Origin of the sequence: Paraburkholderia ginsengiterrae (genome assembly GCF_001645125.1) — a bacterium.
Classification (GTDB): Bacteria; Pseudomonadota; Gammaproteobacteria; order Burkholderiales; family Burkholderiaceae; genus Paraburkholderia; species Paraburkholderia ginsengiterrae.
In genome coordinates this window covers 246,095-264,475 of the sequence record NZ_LXKA01000338.1, presented here as the reverse complement: position 1 = coordinate 264,475, position 18,381 = coordinate 246,095, and the positions used below count along the sequence as shown (strand labels likewise).

Here is an 18,381-nt window from a genome sequence, read left to right as displayed (position 1 = left end):
AGCGCAGATGAGCGACTCTCTCGATTATTCCCTGGCTGAACTCATGATCACCGCCGCGGCGCGCGTCTGGCGCGACGACGGCGAAGTGCTGGCAACCGGCATCGGCACGGGCCCGCGCCTCGCCGCGGGGCTCGCGTGTCTCGCGTACAACGCCGGGCTGATGCTCACCGACGGCGAGGCCTATCTGGTCGAAAACCCGGTCCCGCTCGGGCCGCGCGAAGCGGGCTATCGCGTCGAGGCCTCGGGCCTGATGACCTACGAGCGGGTGTTCGATTGCGTGTGGCACGGCAGGCGCCACGCGCTGGTGATGCCGACACAGATCGACCGCTTCGGGCAGGCCAACATCTCTTGGCTCGGCGATGACTATTCAAAGCCGAAAACGCAATTGCTTGGCGCACGCGGTTTTCCGGGCAACAGCATCAATCACGCGAATTCGTTCTTCGTGAGCGGGCATGGCAAGCGCACCTTCGTGGCCGGTGAAGTGGACATGGTGTGCAGCGTGGGCTACAACCCGGCCCGCGAGATTCCGGGCATGCGTGCCTTCACCGATCTGCGCAGCATCATCACCGATCTGTGCGTGATGGACTTCGGCGGGCCGGACCACGCGGTCCAGGTGCGTTCGCTGCATCCGGGCGTGAGCTTCGACGAAGTGCAGGACGTGACCGGTTTCCCGTTGCTCGCGCATCCCGAGATGCAGGTGACGCCGCCCCCGACAGCGGACGATCTGCGCATCGTGCGCTCGCTCGACCCCCACAACCTGCGTGCGACTGTTGTGCGCAACAACCCTGCGCCGCGCCGCGTGTGAGGGACGTCATGTCGAATCAACCATCCACGGCAGCAACGGAAGCGGGCGACAACGTGGTCGAGTACCGCGTGAGCGACGGCATCGCGACCATCACGATGAACCGCCCCGAGTATCACAACGCGCAGAACTCGAAAATGACGTATGCGCTCGATGCGGCCTTCAAGCGTGCCTCGAACGACGACGCGGTGAAAGTCATCGTGCTGGCGGGCGCGGGCAAGCACTTCTCGGCGGGCCACGATATTGGCACGCCGGGCCGCGACATCAACCAGTCGTTCGAGCGGACCTCGCTCTGGTACGACCATGTGGGCAAGGAAGGCGGCGAGTTTCTCTACGCCCGCGAGCAGGAGGTGTATCTCGGCATGTGCCGCCGCTGGCGCGATCTGCCCAAGCCGACCATTGCGATGGTGCAGGGCGCGTGCGTGGCAGGCGGTTTGATGCTGGCGTGGGTGTGCGATCTGATCGTTGCCTCGGACGACGCGTTCTTCTCCGACCCGGTCGTACGCATGGGGATTCCCGGTGTCGAATATTTCGCGCATGCGTATGAGTTGAATCCGCGCATCGCCAAGGAATTTCTGTTTCTCGGCGAACGCATGGACGCGGCGCGCGCGTATCAGATGGGCATGGTCAATCGCGTCGTGCCGCGCGAACGTTTGCAGGACACCGTCACGGAGGTCGCCGCAAAGATCGCGCGCATGCCGAGGCTCGGCCTCACGCTGACCAAGCAGGCCGTGAATCACGTCGAAGAATTGCAGGGCAAGCGCGCGGCGATGGACGCGGCCTTCGCATGGCATCACTTCGCGCATGCTCACAACGAACTGGTGAGCGGCGACAAGCTCGGCGGCTACGACGCCCGCAAGATGGCCGACTCGCAACGCGCCACGCCCGCAAGCGCCGATCATGCCGCCACAGCGAACGCCACGGCGGCCGCAAACGGAGAACGCGCATGAGCGCGGCCCTGCATACGCCGCTGTGCGATCTGCTCGGCTGCCGCTATCCGATCGTGCAGACGGCGATGGGTTGGGTCGCCGATGCTCGCCTCGTGGCCGCTACCTGCAACGCGGGCGGCTTCGGCTTTCTCGCCGGCGCGACGCTCGAAGCAGACCGTGTGGAGGCCGAAATTCTGCGCGTGAAGGAACTCACGGACCGGCCCTTCGGCATCAACTTCCATATGTTCCAGCCGAACGCGGCACAGGTCGTCGATCTGGCGATCAAGCACAAGCTGCGCGCCGTGAGTTACGGACGCGGACCGGACGCGAAAACGATCCGACGTTTCAAGGACGCGGGCGTGATGTGCATTCCGACCGTCGGCGCGCCGAAGCATGCGCAGAAAGCCGTCGAACTCGGCGCCGATGCGGTGACGGTGCAGGGCGCGGAAGGCGGCGGCCACACGGGCTCGGTGCCGACCACGCTGCTGCTGCCGCGCGTGCTGGATGCCGTGAACGTGCCGGTGATCGCCGCGGGCGGCTTCTTCGATGGACGCCGCCTCGCCGCCGCGCTCGGCTACGGCGCGGCCGGCATCGCGATGGGCACGCGCTTCCTGATGACCGAAGAGTCGCCCGTGCCGCGCGCGACGCTCGAACGTTACGTGGCGGTCAACGACCCGTCGCAGATTCGCGTGTCGGCTGCGCTCGACGGCTTGCCGCAACGCATGATCGACAACCCCTACCTGCTGCGTCTGGAAGGCTTCGGCCCGCTGCGCCGCACGCTGTTCGCGCTGCGCACGGCGGAAGCGTGGCGCCGCCAGAGCGGCATGAGCTTCGCGCAGATGGCGTCGCTCGGACTCAAGGCACTGCGCGAGCACAGCTACACCGCGAGCCAGACGCTGATGGCGGCGAACGCGCCGTTTCTGATCCAGCGCGCGATCGTCGACGGCGCACCGGACGAAGGCGTGCTGCCGAGCGGCCAGGTCGCGGCGGTGATCGGCGCGATCGAGCCGTGCGAAAGCGTGATTGCCCGCATTGTCGACGAAGCGGTGGCGCGGCTCGACGCGCTGGCCGCCATGCGCGGCATACCGGTTCACGCGTGAATCAACCTATGACGCCGCGCACGCGCCAACGTATGCGTCACCGCACCGGGCCGCGCGCGACCCAGCACGTGAGCTCGTAAAACAAACCCACATCAAACACCAGGGACGGAGACATGACAGAACCCATCAATAGCGTCCGCTCGCTGCCGTTCAGGATCGAACGCGAAGGCGGAATCGGCGAGCTGGTGATCGATCAGCCGCCCGTCAATGCACTCGACTCGCGTGGCTGGCGGGCGCTCGCCGACGCGATCGACGCACTCGGCCGCGACGACAGCGTACACGTGATCGTCCTGCGCGGCGCGGGGCGCGGCGACTGCGCGGGCGTCGACATCAAGGAACTGGCCGCGCATCCGGAGCGGATCGTGTCGGTCAACGCCGGCAACTACGCAACCTTTCGCGCCGTGCACCGCAATCCGAAACCGGTGATCGTCGCCGTGCACGGCTTTGTGCTGGGCGGCGGGATCGGCATCTGCGGCGCGGCGGACGTGATCGTCGCGTCGGAATGTGCGCGCTTTGGCGTGCCCGAGATCGACCGCGGCGCGATGGGCGGCGGCGCGCATCTGCAGCGCATGTTCGGCGTGCAGAAAGTGCGCGCGATGTACTTCACCGGCGAGATGGTCGACGCCGCCGAGGCCTATCGCCTCGGCGCGGTCGAACGCGTCGTGCCGCGCGAGCAGTTGCGTGACGCGGCCTTCGAGCTGGCGCGCAAGATCGCCGCCAAGAGCCCGGCGATGCTGCAACTCGCCAAGGAGGCGCTCAACGGCGTGGAAGACGGCGACCTCGAAGACAAATACCGCTGGGAGCAGGGCTTCACGCTGCAGGCGTATATGACGAACGATTCCGCCGAAGCACGCTCGGCCTTCGTCGAAAAACGTGACGCGCAGTTCAGCGACACCGAACGCCAGGCCGGAGCGCGCGCATGAAACTCGAATACACACCGGCACAACGCGCGTTTCGCGCCGAGATTCGCGACTGGCTCGCCGATCATGTGCCGCGCGAGCCGCTGCCGAGCTTCGACACCGAAGAAGGCTTCGCCGCGCATCGCGCGTGGGAGCGCACGCTGCATTCGGGCCGCTGGAGCATGGTGACGTGGCCGCGTGAGCTGGGCGGGCGCGGCTGCGATCTGATCGAGTGGCTGATCTTCGAAGAAGAATACTGGCGCGCCGATGCGCCAATGCGGGTGAATCAGAACGGCATTTTTCTGCTCGGCCCGACGCTGATGGACTTCGGCACCGACGAGCAGAAGGCCCGCTTCCTGCCCGCCATGGCGGCGGGCGAGCACGTGTGGGCGCAGGGCTGGTCCGAACCGAACGCGGGCTCGGACATGGCGGCGATCCGCGCGAGTGCGATCCGCAGCGACGGCGGAACGGGCGACGAGTACATCCTCAACGGCCAGAAGATCTGGTCGACACGCGCGGTCTGGGCCGACTGGCTGTTTGGCCTCTTTCGCAGCGATCCGCAATCCACGCGCCATCACGGCCTGACTTTCCTGATGGTGCCGCTCTCCACGCCCGGCATCACCGTGCGGCCGATCCGCCAGTTGAACGGCCAGACCGGTTTCGCGGAGATTTTCTTCGACGACGTGCGAGTGCCGGTCGGCAACCGCCTCGCCGGCGAAGGCATGGGCTGGCAAGTCGCGATGGCGACGGCCGGTTTCGAGCGCGGCCTGATGCTGCGCTCGCCCGCGCGCTTCCAACGCACCGCCGAGGCGCTGCGCGATCTCTATCTGGCGCATCAGGCCCACGCCGATCGCGATCCGACCTTGCGCGAACGCGTGATTAGCGCGTGGATGGACGCGCAGGCCTACGCGCTCTCGACCTACGCGACCGCCAGCCGCCTGCAGAAGGGCGGCCATATCGGCGCGGAGTCGAGCACCAACAAGGTGTTCTGGTCCGAGCTCGATCTGCGCATGCATCAGACCGCGCTCGACATTCTCGGTGCGCGCGGCGAAGTGGTGCCGAACTCGCGCGAACAACATGACGCGCTCGGCAACTGGCTCGATGGTTTTCTGTTCGCGCAGGCCGGGCCGATCTATGCGGGCACCAACGAGATCCAGCGCAACATCGTCGCGGAACGGATGCTGGGGATGCCGCGCTCGTGATGCCGGCTGAGAACGCCGCATCGGGCATGCATTCAGACGCTTAAAGGATTGAGCGAGGAACTATGGATTTCGTATTCAACGAGGATCAGGAAGCGCTGGTGACGAGCGTCCGGCGCTTTCTCATGACGGAGATGACGCCGGAGCTGATCCGCGAGTTGTGGAACACGCCGACGGGCCGCTCGGACAGCATCTGGAAGCTGTTTGCCGAGCAGGGGCTGACGGCGCTCTCCGTGCCGGAAAGTCACGACGGCATGGGGCTGGGTGAGGTGGAGTGGGCGCAGCTCGCGCAGACCTACGGGTATTTCGCGAGTCCCGAACCGCTGCTCGATACGGCGCTGGTGGGCGTGGGCCTGCTGCAGGGTTTGCCGTCCGGCGAGCGGCGCGACGCGCTGTTGCGCGACATCGCGGCGGGCGCGGCACGCGCGGCGATTGCGCATCCGGTGAATCCGTATGTCAGCGACGCGCACGTTGCCCAAGTGTTGCTGGCCGAGCGCGGCGGGGAGCTGCACTGGATCACGCCGCACGCTTGCCGGTTGAACGCGGTGGAGAGCGTCGATCCTTCGCGGCGTCTGTTCGAAGTCGAATGGGAGCCTACCGCGAGCACGCGCGTGGCATCGCGCGACGAAGCCGCGCCGCTTCTCGACGCCGCGCTGGATCGTGGCGCGTTCGCGGTCGCCGCGCAAATGCTCGGCCTGACGCAGCGCGTGCTGGACGTGGCGATCGACTACAGCGCGCAGCGCAAGCAGTTCGGCAAACCGATCGGCTCGTATCAGGCGCTCAAGCACCTGCTTGCCGACGTCGCGATCCGTTATGAATTCGCGCGACCGGTGGTGTATCGCGCCGCCTGCGCGATCGCCGATAACGATCCGCAACGCGCGCTGCATGTGTCGCACGCCAAGCTCGCCGCCACCGCGGCCGCACAGCTCGCCGCGCGCCACGCCATGCAGGTGCACGGCGCGATCGGCTACACGTGGGAGCTGGATCTGCAGATTTTCATGAAACGCATCTGGGCGCTGGCGAGCAGCTGGGGCGATACGACGTTCCACAAGACCCGCGTCGCCGCCGCGCTGATCGATGCGCGCGCGCCGATCGGCCCGGCCCATACATTCGAACTGGAGTCCTGATGAAACAGGCTTATATCGTCGACGCGCTGCGCACGCCGACCGGACGCCGCAAAGGCGGACTCGCGCAGGTGCATGCCGCGGACCTGGGCGGCTTCGTGCTGAAGGAACTCGTCGCACGCAACGCGATTCCCGCCGAAGACTACGACGACGTGGTGTTTGGCTGCGTCGATACGATCGGCCCGCTGGCGGGCAATATCGCCCGCACCTGCTGGCTCGCGGCGGGCTTGCCGTTGACCGTGCCCGGCGTGACGGTGGACCGCCAGTGCGGTTCATCGCAGCAGGCCGTGCATTTCGCCGCCCAGGCGGTGATGAGCGGCACGCAGGACGTGGTGATCGCGGGCGGCGTGCAGACCATGACGCAGATTCCGATTTCGTCTGCCATGACGGCGGCCGTGCCGCTCGGGTTCAGCGATCCGTTCTCGGGTAGCACCGGCTGGCGGGCGCGCTTTGGCGACGCGCCGGTCTCGCAGTTTCATGCGGCGCAGCGTATCGCGGACCACTGGAATCTGTCGCGTCAGGACATGGAGCAGTACGCGCTGGAGAGTCACCGGCGCGCGCTGGCCGCGATCGAAGCCGGCTACTTCGCGCGCGAGATCGTGCCGTTCGCGGGTGTCGAACACGACGAGACGCCGCGCAAGGACACCACGCTCGCGAAGATGGCCTCCCTCGAACCGCTGATGCCGGGCGGTGCGCTGACGGCGGCCGTGTCCAGCCAGACTTGCGATGCCGCCGCCGCGTTGCTGATCGTCTCCGAAGACGCGCTCAAGCGCTACGGCCTCACGCCGCGCGCCCGCATTCATCACCTGAGCGTGCTCGGCGACGACCCGCTGTGGATGCTCACCGCGCCGATTCCGGCGACGCGTCACGCGCTGCGTAAAGCCGGCCTCGCGCTGGATGACATCGACGTGGTGGAACTCAACGAGGCGTTTGCGTCGGTTGCACTCGCGTGGCTCGCCGAAACGCGCTATCCGCACGAACGCACCAATCCGAACGGCGGCGCGATCGCGCTCGGCCATCCGCTTGGCGCCACCGGCGCCCGGCTGATGACGAGCCTGCTGCACGAACTCGAACGCACGCAAGGCCGCTACGGCCTGCAAACGATGTGCGAAGGCGGCGGGCTCGCCAACGTCACGATCATCGAGCGCCTGTAAGCGCATCAACGTCTACGAGGTCAAACATGGGAATCTGCAACGGGCGCACCGTGATCATCACCGGTGCGGGAGGCGGGCTGGGCCGCGCATATGCACTGGCGTTCGCCGCTGAAGGCGCGGCGGTGGTGGTCAACGACATTCGCGGGGATGCCGCGCAAGCCGTGTGCGACGAGATCGCGCAAGCGGGCGGACGCGCGCTCGCCAATTCGGACGACATCACGCGCAGCGACACCGCGCAACGCATTCTCGACGCCGCCCATGAGGCGTTCGGCGAGATTCATGTGCTGGTGAACAACGCGGGCATCTGCCGCGACCGGATGTTCGCCAGCATGACCGAAGCCGATTGGGACGACGTCATGCGCGTGCATCTGCGCGGGCATTTCTGTCTTTCGCAACTGCTGGCGCGCGAGTGGCGCGAGGCGTCCAAGGCGGGGCGCGCGATGGATGCGCGGATCATCAACACGAGCTCCGGCGCCGGGCTGCAAGGCTCGATCGGCCAGTCGAACTATGGCGCGGCCAAGGCGGCGATTGCGGCGCTCACGCTGATGCAGTCCGCGGAACTGCAGCGCTATGGCATCCGCGTGAATGCGCTGGCGCCCGCGGCGCCGACCTCGATGACCGAGGACGTGTTCGCCGACATGATGAAAAAGCCTACCGACGGTTTCGATTACTTCGATCCAGCCAACGTTGCTCCGCTGGTCGTGTGGCTCGGCAGCGCGCAATCGCGCGAGGTGACCGGCCAGGTGTTCGAAGCCGCGGGCGGCATGATCGCGATCGCCGAAGGCTGGCGCACGGGGCCGCGCGTCGACATCGGCTCGCGCTGGCAAGTCACGGCAGTGGGCGGCGCGGTGGCGACGCTGGTGGCCGAGCGCGAACCGGCGCAGCGGGTCTACGGAAGCTGACGTCATGAATCTCGCCCTCTCCGAAGAACAGATCATGATCCGCGACGCGGCGGCCGAGGTGCTGGCCGAGCGCAGCGCGTCGGCGGCCGTGCGGCACGCGATCGAACAGCAGGCGGGCCGCGACGAGGCGTTGTGGCGCACGCTCGCGGATGAGCTCGGCTGGTGCGGGCTCACCGTGCCGGAAGCGTCGGGCGGTGCGGGTCTCGGCGCCACGGAACTGGTGCTGATGATGGAGCAGATGGGCCGGCGGCTCGCCTGCGTGCCTTACTTCGGCACGGTCTGTCTGGCGGCGACGGCATTGGCGCTGTGCGATGCCGAAGCGGCGCGCGAACAGCTCGCACGGATTGCAAGCGGAGAGTCGAGCGCGACGCTCGCGCTGTCCCTGTCCAGCGGATTCGACGGCGGCGCGCCCACGGTGTCGCTTCACGCCGAAGAGACCGCGCAGGGCTACCGGCTGTCGGGCACGCTGGAGCAGGTGGTCGACGGCTCGAGCGCCGATCTGCTGCTGGTTCCCGCGCGCATCGCGAATGAAGCGCAGGCGCTCGGGCTGTTCGCGCTTCAGGGCGCGGACATCGCGGGGCTGACGCGCACGCCGCTCGTCACGCTGGACGCGACGCGTCCGCTTGCCCGGCTCGAACTACGCGCGGTCGATGTGCCGCGTTCCGCATTGCTCGCAGTTGGCCGCAACGCGCAACGCGCGCTCTCGCATACCGCGTGGTTCGCGGCGTTGGCGCTGGCCGCCGAACAGGTGGGCGGCGCGCAGCAATGCCTCGACCTCACGCTGGCGTACACCGCGGAGCGCGTGCAGTTTGGCCGCGCAATCGCGTCGTTTCAGGCGGTCAAGCACCGTTGCGCGCAGATGATGGTCGAGATCGAGGCGAGCCGTTCCGCGGTGCTCGGCGCGGCCCAGGCGTGGGCTCAGACCTGGACTCAGGGCGCGGCCTCCATCGAGCACGACGTGCTCGCCGATATCGCCGCCGCGAAAGCCACCGCCAACGACGCGTTTCGCTTCTGCTCGCAGGAAGCGATTCAATTGCATGGCGGGGTCGGCTTCACATGGGAATACGACCCGCAACTGTATTTCAAGCGGGCGCAGGCCGCGAGCGCGATGTTCGGCACGACCTCGCAGATGTTGTCGTTCATCGCGCAACTGGCGATGGATCGCGGCGGGTCCGGTGTCGAGGCGGTGGCGCTGGATCACGGCGATCACGCCGCTCAAGCGCAAAACGTGCTCGCAGGAGTCCTTTGATGAACAGCGAAACGCAATATCAGCGTCTGCGGGTCGAAGTCGCCAACTGGATGCACACGCATCTGAGCGGTGAGTTCGCTTGCCTGAAGTACCGCGGCGGTCCCGGCGACGAAGAAGCCTATCCGGCGCTGCGCAAGCAATGGGAGCGCGAACTGGCGGCCGGCGGCTGGACCGGGCTGGGCTGGCCGGCGGATCAAGGCGGCCGCGCCCTCACGGTGGCGGAGCAGGTGATCTTCCATGAGGAATACGCGCGTGCCGGCGGCCCCGGCCGCATGGGGCACATCGGCGAGGGCCTGCTCGGCCCGACGCTGATTGCCTGCGGCACGGACGATCAGCGCCGGCGCTTCCTGCCCGGCATCCTCAACGGCACGCAGTTCTGGTGCCAGGGCTATTCGGAACCGGGCGCGGGCTCGGACCTCGCGAACATCCGCACGCGCGCCGTGCGCGACGACGCGGGCAACTGGCGCGTGTACGGCCAGAAGGTCTGGACCTCGCTCGCGCACGACTCCGACTGGATCTTCGTGGTCGCGCGCACTGATCCGGAATCGCGTGGCAATCGCGGGCTGTCGTTCCTGCTGATGCCGCTCGATCAACCCGGTATCGAGATTCGTCCGATCAAACAACTGAACGGCGGCGCCGAGTTCAACGAGGTGTTCTTCGACGGCGCACTTGCAGCGGCTGAAGATCTGGTCGGTGCGCCCGGCGACGGCTGGCGCATCGCGATGACCTTGCTCGGCTTCGAGCGGGGCATGTCCACGCTGGGCCAGCAGATGCAGTTCATCCGTGAACTGGAGTGGGTGATCGACGCGGCTCGCGAAGCGGGCGTCGCGCACGACGCCGTGATCCGGCAACGCATTGCCCGGGCGTGGGCCGGCTTGCGCGTGATGCGCTACAACGCGCTGCGCATGCTGGCCGGCGCCGACGATGCGGCGGGTGGCGCTGCGGGTGGCGCATTAGGCCGCGAAGCGCTGATCTACAAGTACTACTGGTCGAACTGGCACCGCGAACTGGGCCAACTGGCAATGGACGTGCTCGGCCCAGACGCCAACCTGCTCGCCGCCGACGACGCCAAACGCAGCCGTCTGCAAGGCGTTTTCCTGTTCTCGCGGGCCGACACGATTTACGCGGGCACCAACGAAATCCAGCTCAACATCATGGCCGAGCGCGGGCTCGGCATGCCGAAGGAACCCAGAGGAACGCTATGAACGAGTCTCAAACGGTGCGGACCGCGCCCGCTTATGTGCCGGGCCATCAACTGCTGGCCGGCAAATCCGTGCTGATTACGGCGGCCGCCGGCGTGGGGATCGGTTTTGCCGCCGCCAAACGTTGCGCGGAAGAGGGCTGCCGCGCGCTCTTTATCTCCGACATCCACGAAAGGCGCCTCGCGCAGGCGATCGAGACCTTGCGCGCGGAAACCGGCTTGCAGGCCATTTACGGGCGTCTGTGCAACGTCGCGGTGGAAGACGAGGTGCGCGCGCTGGTGGCCGATGCCGAGGACAAGCTGCAAGGCGTCGACGTGCTGATCAACAACGCCGGGCTAGGCGGCTCGCGCCGCATAGTCGAAATGGACGATGCCGAATGGTCGCGGGTGATCGACATTAGCCTCACGGGCACCTTCCGGATGACGCGGGCGATGCTGCCGCACATGCAGCAGCGCGGCCATGGCGTGATCGTCAACAACGCGTCGGTGCTCGGCTGGCGCGCGCAGGCGGAACAGGCGCACTACGCGGCGGCCAAGGCCGGAGTCATGGCGCTCACGCGCTGCTCCGCGCTGGAAGCCGCGCCGTACGGTGTGCGCATCAACGCCGTGGCGCCCAGCATTGCGTTGCACGATTTTCTGAAGAAGTCGGCTTCGGCCGATCTGCTCGATCAACTGGCGTCGCGCGAAGCATTCGGACGCGCCGCCGAAGTGTGGGAGGTGGCGAACGTGATGGTCTTTCTGGCAAGCGACTACGCGTCGTACATGACCGGCGAAGTGCTGTCGGTCAGCAGTCAGCATGCGTGAGGGAGCGTGCCATGGCTGATATGTCCGACACCCTGCTGCCTGCGCGCGTGTTCGCTCATCCAGATGAACTGATCGCGGCGGTCGGGCAGACGCTCGGCGAAAGTGCGTGGATGCAGGTCGATCAGGCGCGCATCAACCAGTTCGCCGACGCGACCCTGGATCATCAATGGGTCCACGTGGATGCCGAACGCGCACAGCAGGGCCCGTTCGGCGCGTGCATCGCGCACGGTTTCCTCACGCTCTCGCTCGTCAATTTCTTTCTGCCGCAGATCGTGCGCATCGACGGCGCGCGGCTCGGCGTCAACTATGGCTGCGACAAGATCCGCTTCCCCGCGCCGGTGAGGGTGGGCGCGCGCATTCGCGGCGTGGGCGAACTGTTGCGCGCCGAAGCGTTCGAGGGCGGCGTGCAGGCGTGGATACGCGTGAGCGTCGAGATCGAAGGCGAGCCCAAACCCGGTTGCGTGGCCGACACCATCAGCCGTTACTACCTGTAGAAATCTGTAGAACCCGTAGAGGAAATAGCTCATGAACGAAGCGGTCATCGTCTCGGTTGCACGCACACCGATCGGTAAAGCGTATCGCGGTGTGTTCAACGATACCGAAGCGCCCGCGTTAGGCGGCCATGTCGTGCGCGCGGCGATGGAGCGCGCGCAGCTCGAAGGCGCCGACATCGACGACGTGCTGATGGGCTGCGCCGCGCAGCAGGGCACGCAGGGCTACAACATCGGCCGCCTTTCGGCCGCGGCGGCGGGATTGCCCACCTCGGTGCCGGGCATGGCGATGGACCGCATGTGCTCGTCGGGCCTGATGACGATCGCCACCGCCGCACAGAGCATCGGCAGCGGTGACTCACGCATCGTGATAGCGGGCGGCGTCGAATCGATCACGCTCACGCAGAACAAGCACAAGAATGCCTACCGGGCCCGCTCGAACGCCGTGCTCGCGCATCACAGCGCCGCGTATATGGCGATGATCGAGACGGCGGAAGTCGTGTCGCGCCGCTACGGTATTCCGCGCGAGGCCCAGGACGAGGACGCGCTGACGAGCCAGCAGCGCACGGCGGCGGCGCAGGCAGCGGGCCGCTTCGATGAGGAAATCGTACCGCTCGACGTGCAGCGGGCGCTGTTCGACAAGGAAGGCAAGCAGACGGGCAGCGAAAACGTGCGCGCCACGCGCGACGAATGCAATCGCGCCGATACTACGGCCGAGAGTCTGGCCGCGCTCAAACCGGTGTGGAGCGGCGGTGAGGCGGTGGCGCAGGGTGAGTTCATCACGGCGGGCAACGCGTCGCAGTTGTCCGATGGTGCAGCCGCGGTGGTGGTGATGAGCGCTGCTGAAGCGAAGCGGCGCGGCCTCGCGCCGCTCGGCATCTACCGCGGACTGGCGGTGGCCGGCTGCGACCCGGACGAGATGGGAATCGGCCCGGCGCTCGCGGTGCCGAAGCTGCTGGAACGGCACAAGCTCACGGTGAACGACATTGGCCTCTGGGAAATGAACGAGGCGTTCGCGTGCCAGGTGATCTACTGCCGCGATCAGCTGAGGATTCCTTCGGATCGCCTGAACGTGAACGGCGGGGCGATCGCGGTGGGGCATCCGTTCGGCATGTCGGGCACGCGCATGACGATGCACGGGCTAATCGAAGCGCGGCGGCGTGGCGTGCGCTATGTCGTCGTGACGATGTGCATCGGCGGCGGCATGGGCGCCGCGGCGCTCTTCGAAACAGCGGCGTAGATCGCGATCGGAGCGTTGCATGGGACTGGAGTAACGCGCTAAAGCGCGAACTCCAGTCGACAGCTAAAGCGCCGACTCTGGTCGACAGCTTTGCATGGGACGAGAGTAGAGAGCTTTGCATGGGACTGGAGTAACGCGCTGAAGCGCGAACTCCAGTCGACAGCTAAAGCGCCAACTCTCGTCGACAGGAGACAAAAAATGAAATCGACAATACCCGGCTTGCTGCTCTCGGCGGCCGTGCTGGGCGCGGCGTTGTTCGCCTTCTCGCCTCGCCCGGTGCCGGCTTTTGCGGCGACCACCATTCAGGCCGATCGCCTGCAGATCAATGGCGTGGCCAAAGCCGGCACGCGGCTCGTCGCGGTAGGCGAGCGCGGCGTGATCCTGCTGAGCGACGACGCGGGCGCGTCGTGGCGCCAGGCCGCCGTGACCACCGACGAAGCCTCGGCGCTTACGCAAGTGTTCTTCATCTCGCCGCTGATTGGCATCGCGGTCGGTCATGACGGCTGGATCTTGCGGACGGTCGACGGCGGCGCGCACTGGAACGAGGTGCGCTTCGACCACAAGCATTCGGATCCGCTGCTGTCCGTGTGGGGCAACGCGGACGGTCTCGTCTTCGTGACAGGCAGCTTCGGCCAGCTGTTCGTCTCGCACGATGCGGGCGCCACGTGGACCCAGCAAAAAACCCCCACCGACGACCGTCACCTGAACGCGATTGCCGGCGACGCCACCGGCCGCCTGATGATCGCCGGCGAAACCGGCACCTTGTTGCGCTCCACCGATAACGGCGCGACGTGGGAGAAGCGCCCCGTCCCGTATCAAGGGTCGCTCTTCGGCGTGCTGAAGCTCGCCGACGGCGACTGGATCGCGTACGGCATGCGCGGCAACGTGCTGCGCAGCACCGACCAGGGCGACACGTGGACCCATGTGGACAGCCACGTCGGCACCTCGTACTTCGGCGCCGTGCAACTGGCCGACGGCGAGCTGGTGCTGGTCGGCCAGGGCGGCGCGATCGTCACCTCGCGCGACGGCGGCCTGACCTACGCGGTTCGCAAGGTCGGCGGCGTGCAGAGCCTCGCGGCGGTGGTCGATGCCGGACATGGCGAACTGGCGCTCGGCGGCGAAGCAGGCGTGGCCCTGTTGCCCGTGGTGCCGCGGTCTCAGGCGGCCCCTGCCGCGACCGGCGCGCCGTCGTCCTGAGGACACGGGCTGGTTCGCTGCGCTATTGGCGCGCTGTTATCGCGCAGTTTCCACGCAGTTACCACGCAGTTACCGATTCACCGCTCTATCGCCACACGCTCGCCGGCCGTTCATCGGCCGCGTTCGCGGGGCTTCCCGGGGTTTCCCGTCGCTTTGCCGTTGTCTTGCCGTGAGACGCATCATGAACGCTTCGTCACATTCTTCTTCCCGCTCTTCGTCGCGCCTCGCGCGTTTCGTCGAATGCTGCGCCGACGCCATCATGCGGCACCGGCGCATTCTGCTTACGCTCTGTCTCGCGCTGACGGTGGCGCTCGGCTGGTCCGCGACGCGGCTGCGCCTCGATCCCGGGTTCAACAAGATGATCCCGATGCAGCACCCGTACATGCAGGTGTTCAATCGCTACGCGAGCGCCTTTCCCGGTGCGAATACGATACTCGTGAGCCTGCGCTGGAAGGGCCACGGCGACATCTACAACCAGGCGTTCATGGACGACCTGCGCCACGCCACCGACGACGTGTTCTTCATCCCCGGCGTGAATCGCTCGCGCGTGTTCTCGCTGTTCACGCCGAACGTGCGCTACACGGAAGTGACCGAGGCCGGTTTTCGCGGCGACGTGGTCGTGCCTGGCCAGTTCAGCAGCGCGAATCCCAACGATCTCGCCACCGTGCGCCGCAACGTCGCGCGCTCCGGGCAGATTGGCCGGCTGGTCGGCAACGACCTGCATTCCGCGCTGATCCGTGCGGAGTTGCGCGAGACCGACCCCACGACCGGCAAGCACCTGGACTACGGCGCGGTGGCTCGGCAGCTCGAACAGATTCGCGCGCGTTATTCGAATCAGGATGTCGAGGTTGACATCATCGGCTTTGCGAAACTGGTCGGCGACGTGGAGTCGGGCATTAGTGGCGTGATCAGCTTCTTCGCGCTGGCGTTTCTGATTACCGCCGCGCTGCTGCTGCTCTACACGCGTTCGGCGAAGACCACCGCGCTTGCGTTGTTCGTTGCGTTGCTGCCGGTGGTGTGGCTGCTCGGCGCGCTGCCGATCCTCGGGCTTGGCATCGATCCGATGTCGATTCTCGTGCCGTTCCTGATCTTCTCGATCGGTGTCTCGCACGCCGTGCAGATGACGAATGCATGGAAACAGGCGCTGGTGACCGGTCAGTCGTCCGTCGATGCCGCGCGCGACGCGTTTCGCAAGCTGTTCGTGCCGGGCACCGTGGCGTTGCTGACGAATGCGCTGGGCTTCATGGTGATCATGCGCATCCAGATCGAGATCGTGCGTGAGCTGGGCGTGACGGCGTGCCTCGGCGTGCTGCTGATGATCATTACCAACAAAGTGTTTTTGCCGATCCTGCTGTCCTACACGCGGCTCGAGCGCGGCACGCTCGCGCGCGCGCAGCGCCGCGCGGCGGCGGGCGGCAGCCGGCTGTGGGCGCGCTTCGCCGTGTTTGCCCGGCCCGCGCCGGCGCTCGGCGTGTTCGCCGCCGCGCTGGTGTTGCTCGCGGTCGGCGCTCAGGCGTCGCGCAATCTGCAGATTGGCGATATCGGCTCCGGCGCGCCCGAGTTGCGCGCCAACTCGCGCTACAACGTCGACAACGCGCGCATCACGAGCCAGTACGACATTGGCGTCGATGCGCTGTCGGTGTTCGTCGAGACGAGCGGTTTCGACGATGCCTGTCTGCACTATCCGGTGATGAGCGCGATCGAGCGCTTTGAAATGCAGATGCGCGGCGTGGCGGGGGTGCAGTCGGTGGTGAGCGTGCCGTCGCTGGCGAAGATTTCGATTGCCGCCTTCAATGAGGGCAATCCGCGTTGGGGCGCGCTGCCGCGTTCGACCGAGGGTCTCACGCAAGGCGCCAATGCCTTCGATCCAGACAACGGCATGAACACCGAGAACTGCCAGGTGATTCAGGTGCTGATCTACACCACGAATCACGAGGGCAAGACCATTGCGCACATTGTCGACGAGATCAAGCGCCTCGCCGCGCAGGATCACACACCGAACGTGGCGTTCAGGCTGGCGGGCGGCAATGTGGGCGTGATGGCGGCGACCAACGAAGCGGTGGCCGAGGCCGAAGTGGCGATGCTGCTGTCGATTTTCGGCGCGATTGCGCTGCTGTGCATCGTGACGTTCCGCTCGTGGCGCGCGGTGCTGTGCATCGTCGTTCCGCTGACGGTGGTGTCGATTCTGTGCAATGCGGTGATGGCGTGGCTCGGGATCGGCCTGAAGGTGGCCACCTTGCCGGTGATCACGTTGGGCGTCGGCGTGGGCGTCGACTACGGCATCTATCTGTATGAACGCCTGCAGCACGAGGTGCGCGGCGGCGCGAGCCTGCCCGCCGCGTTCGCGGCCGCGATGCGCCAACGCGGCACGGCGGCTTTGTTTACCGCGGTGACGATGTTCATCGGCGTGGGCACCTGGGCGTTTTCCGCGCTGAAGTTCCAGGTGGACATGGGCGTGCTGCTTGCCTTCATGTTCCTCGTGAACCTGTTCGGCGCAGTGTTTCTGCTGCCCGCGCTTGCGGCCTGGCTCGGCGTGGAGCGCGCGGAACGGCGCGCCGGCGTGGCCACTGCGGCGGGGGGCGCGCCCGCCGCGGTGACGGTCAAGACGGTGCAGCCGGCGGCGCTCGAACATGGAAATTCGGCGCGATAGGACGTGTTGCGTGGCGTTGCGGAATCTAGTCCGACAGGACGATGAGCGAACCGTAAGCGGCGTCTATCGTCAGGCGTGAGCGCGCGAATTCGCGCGTTTGCCGAGCATACCTATGACGGCGGCGCGCAGGACGCGCCGCCCTATCCATTGGAGGAGATAACAGATGTCCGCACGTCCCTACAAAATCGAAGCGCAGCCGCTCGTGCAGCGCTATGCGCGCGGCTGGCATTGCCTCGGTCTCGCGAGCGACTACAAGGATGGCAAGCCGCATACGCTGAACATTTTCGGCCAGCGTCTTGCAGCGTTTATGGATTCGCACGGCCGTGTGAACGTGGTCGACGGATACTGCCCGCACATGGGCGCCGATCTGAGCACGGGCCGCGTGGACGGCGACACGCTGGTGTGTCCTTTTCACGGCTGGCAGTGGGGCGGCGACGGCAATTGCCAGTCCATTCCGTACTGCAAGCGGATTCCGCCCAAGGCGAAGATCGGCACCTGGCAGACTTGCGAGCAGAACAATTTGCTGTTCATCTGGCACGACCCTGAAGGCAACCCGCCGGGTGACGAGGTGGCGATTCCGCGAATCGACGCGTGCTTCTCCGACGAGTGGTCGGATTGGGTGGTGGACCTAATGGTGATCGGCACTAACTGCCGGGAGCTGGTGGACAATATTTCGGACATGGCGCACTTTGCGACCGTGCATGGCGCGCCGGTCGACTACTTCGCTAACCTGTTCGAAGGACATAAGGCGACGCAGTTGCTGGTTGGGCGCAGTGAGCGTCTTGGCGATGATGAGCTGGTTGCTTTGTCCACGTATTTTGGTCCGGCTTATCACATCACCGAGATGACGGGGCGCAGCGGCGGGCATCCGATTCATTCGATCTTGCTGAACTGTCACGTGCCGATTGATATGAACAGCTTCGAGCTGCGTTACGGGGTGATGGTGAAGAAGGTACCCGGCTTGTCGGATGCAGAAAACATGGAAATTGCGCGCGCGTATTCGAAGCAGGCGCAGGCCGCGTTCTATGAGGATGTGGCGATTTGGGATTCCAAGACGCGGATTGATAATCCTTTGTTGTGCGAAGGTGATGGGCCGTTGTATCAGATGCGGGATTGGTATTCGCAGTTTTATCTTGATGTTGCTGATGTGCGGCCTTCTAGTACTGCCAGGAAGGTCGTTGAGATTAAGGTTCGCGATGGAGGGGTGCCGCCGGCTTTGCGGCATGTGTTTGAAGGCTCCTGAGGGTGTTGGGTTTTTCTTCAGGTCAAACGCCCGACCGTCCATCGCGCGGTCGGGAGTCCGGCTGGCTTGTAGATACCGCCGTGTGATAGCGGTACGTGGGGCCTTCGGGATACGGGTCAACCGTCGCGTCAAATCCGCCATGCCCTGACGGTAGGCGAGCGTGCCTGCGCTTCGTCGATGGACAACCCCACCCCATG

General features: G+C 66.2%; 16 protein-coding genes. All 16 read left to right on the top strand.

Annotation, left to right across the window (positions count from 1 at the left end):
• Positions 1-7: 7 nt before the first annotated feature.
• The 16 genes from A6V37_RS27975 (at position 8) to A6V37_RS27900 (ending at position 18,184) form a co-directional block, all read left to right on the top strand.
• A complete protein-coding gene (locus A6V37_RS27975) occupies positions 8-805 on the top strand; it encodes a CoA-transferase subunit beta (protein WP_064286508.1) in 798 nt (265 codons plus the stop codon).
• Between the two features lie 8 nt (positions 806-813).
• Positions 814-1,752 (top strand): enoyl-CoA hydratase, encoded by a 939-nt coding sequence (locus A6V37_RS27970; protein WP_064271660.1) that lies wholly within the window; start codon positions 814-816, stop codon positions 1,750-1,752.
• A complete protein-coding gene (locus A6V37_RS27965; protein ID WP_064286507.1) occupies positions 1,749-2,831 on the top strand; it encodes an NAD(P)H-dependent flavin oxidoreductase in 1,083 nt (360 codons plus the stop codon). Before A6V37_RS27970 ends, A6V37_RS27965 begins: the two co-directional genes overlap by 4 nt.
• A gap of 113 nt (positions 2,832-2,944) precedes the next feature.
• A complete protein-coding gene (locus A6V37_RS27960) occupies positions 2,945-3,754 on the top strand; it encodes an enoyl-CoA hydratase family protein (RefSeq protein ID WP_064286506.1) in 810 nt (269 codons plus the stop codon).
• A complete protein-coding gene (locus A6V37_RS27955) occupies positions 3,751-4,932 on the top strand; it encodes an acyl-CoA dehydrogenase family protein (RefSeq protein WP_064271657.1) in 1,182 nt (393 codons plus the stop codon). Before A6V37_RS27960 ends, A6V37_RS27955 begins: the two co-directional genes overlap by 4 nt.
• A gap of 62 nt (positions 4,933-4,994) precedes the next feature.
• Positions 4,995-6,056 carry an acyl-CoA dehydrogenase family protein gene (locus A6V37_RS27950; RefSeq protein ID WP_064286505.1) on the top strand — a complete coding sequence of 354 codons (1,062 nt, stop codon included), beginning with the start codon at positions 4,995-4,997 and terminating at the stop codon, positions 6,054-6,056.
• Positions 6,056-7,207, top strand: coding sequence for an acetyl-CoA C-acetyltransferase (locus A6V37_RS27945; RefSeq protein WP_064271655.1), 1,152 nt, complete (start codon positions 6,056-6,058; stop codon positions 7,205-7,207). The genes A6V37_RS27950 and A6V37_RS27945 overlap by 1 nt, the downstream gene beginning before the upstream one ends.
• A 26-nt stretch (positions 7,208-7,233) precedes the next feature.
• Positions 7,234-8,109, top strand: a complete 876-nt coding sequence (locus tag A6V37_RS27940) for an SDR family oxidoreductase (RefSeq protein ID WP_064286504.1) — start codon at positions 7,234-7,236, stop codon at positions 8,107-8,109.
• Positions 8,110-8,113: 4 nt separating this feature from the next.
• Positions 8,114-9,358, top strand: a complete 1,245-nt coding sequence (locus A6V37_RS27935) for an acyl-CoA dehydrogenase family protein (RefSeq protein WP_064271653.1) — start codon at positions 8,114-8,116, stop codon at positions 9,356-9,358.
• On the top strand, positions 9,358-10,563 hold the full coding sequence (locus A6V37_RS27930) for an acyl-CoA dehydrogenase family protein (RefSeq protein ID WP_064271652.1): 1,206 nt from the start codon (positions 9,358-9,360) through the stop codon (positions 10,561-10,563). The genes A6V37_RS27935 and A6V37_RS27930 overlap by 1 nt, the downstream gene beginning before the upstream one ends.
• Positions 10,560-11,363, top strand: coding sequence for an SDR family oxidoreductase (locus A6V37_RS27925; RefSeq protein ID WP_064271651.1), 804 nt, complete (start codon positions 10,560-10,562; stop codon positions 11,361-11,363). Before A6V37_RS27930 ends, A6V37_RS27925 begins: the two co-directional genes overlap by 4 nt.
• Positions 11,364-11,383: 20 nt before the next feature.
• On the top strand, positions 11,384-11,857 hold the full coding sequence (locus tag A6V37_RS27920; protein WP_082902906.1) for a MaoC family dehydratase: 474 nt from the start codon (positions 11,384-11,386) through the stop codon (positions 11,855-11,857).
• A 31-nt stretch (positions 11,858-11,888) separates the two neighbouring features.
• Entirely contained in the window at positions 11,889-13,094 is a 1,206-nt protein-coding gene (locus A6V37_RS27915) for an acetyl-CoA C-acyltransferase (protein ID WP_064286503.1), read from the top strand.
• Positions 13,095-13,292: 198 nt separating this feature from the next.
• Positions 13,293-14,291 (top strand): WD40/YVTN/BNR-like repeat-containing protein, encoded by a 999-nt coding sequence (locus A6V37_RS27910; protein WP_064271649.1) that lies wholly within the window; start codon positions 13,293-13,295, stop codon positions 14,289-14,291.
• 181 nt (positions 14,292-14,472) lie between these two features.
• Positions 14,473-16,941: an efflux RND transporter permease subunit gene (locus A6V37_RS27905; RefSeq protein WP_064271648.1), complete on the top strand. Its 2,469-nt coding sequence runs from the start codon at positions 14,473-14,475 to the stop codon at positions 16,939-16,941.
• A 163-nt stretch (positions 16,942-17,104) separates the two neighbouring features.
• Positions 17,105-18,184, top strand: coding sequence for a 3-ketosteroid-9-alpha-monooxygenase, oxygenase component (locus tag A6V37_RS27900; RefSeq protein WP_064271647.1), 1,080 nt, complete (start codon positions 17,105-17,107; stop codon positions 18,182-18,184).
• The last annotated feature ends 197 nt before the right edge of the window (positions 18,185-18,381 follow it).

Coding starts and splice junctions, on each gene's coding strand:
- A6V37_RS27955 (WP_064271657.1), top strand. CDS start 3,751: ATGAAACTCGAATACACACCGGCACAACGCGCGTTTCGCGCCGAGATT.
- A6V37_RS27975 (WP_064286508.1), top strand. CDS start 8: ATGAGCGACTCTCTCGATTATTCCCTGGCTGAACTCATGATCACCGCC.
- A6V37_RS27915 (WP_064286503.1), top strand. CDS start 11,889: ATGAACGAAGCGGTCATCGTCTCGGTTGCACGCACACCGATCGGTAAA.
- A6V37_RS27935 (WP_064271653.1), top strand. CDS start 8,114: ATGAATCTCGCCCTCTCCGAAGAACAGATCATGATCCGCGACGCGGCG.
- A6V37_RS27910 (WP_064271649.1), top strand. CDS start 13,293: ATGAAATCGACAATACCCGGCTTGCTGCTCTCGGCGGCCGTGCTGGGC.
- A6V37_RS27950 (WP_064286505.1), top strand. CDS start 4,995: ATGGATTTCGTATTCAACGAGGATCAGGAAGCGCTGGTGACGAGCGTC.
- A6V37_RS27925 (WP_064271651.1), top strand. CDS start 10,560: ATGAACGAGTCTCAAACGGTGCGGACCGCGCCCGCTTATGTGCCGGGC.
- A6V37_RS27905 (WP_064271648.1), top strand. CDS start 14,473: ATGAACGCTTCGTCACATTCTTCTTCCCGCTCTTCGTCGCGCCTCGCG.
- A6V37_RS27940 (WP_064286504.1), top strand. CDS start 7,234: ATGGGAATCTGCAACGGGCGCACCGTGATCATCACCGGTGCGGGAGGC.
- A6V37_RS27930 (WP_064271652.1), top strand. CDS start 9,358: ATGAACAGCGAAACGCAATATCAGCGTCTGCGGGTCGAAGTCGCCAAC.
- A6V37_RS27945 (WP_064271655.1), top strand. CDS start 6,056: ATGAAACAGGCTTATATCGTCGACGCGCTGCGCACGCCGACCGGACGC.
- A6V37_RS27920 (WP_082902906.1), top strand. CDS start 11,384: ATGTCCGACACCCTGCTGCCTGCGCGCGTGTTCGCTCATCCAGATGAA.
- A6V37_RS27960 (WP_064286506.1), top strand. CDS start 2,945: ATGACAGAACCCATCAATAGCGTCCGCTCGCTGCCGTTCAGGATCGAA.
- A6V37_RS27900 (WP_064271647.1), top strand. CDS start 17,105: ATGTCCGCACGTCCCTACAAAATCGAAGCGCAGCCGCTCGTGCAGCGC.
- A6V37_RS27970 (WP_064271660.1), top strand. CDS start 814: ATGTCGAATCAACCATCCACGGCAGCAACGGAAGCGGGCGACAACGTG.
- A6V37_RS27965 (WP_064286507.1), top strand. CDS start 1,749: ATGAGCGCGGCCCTGCATACGCCGCTGTGCGATCTGCTCGGCTGCCGC.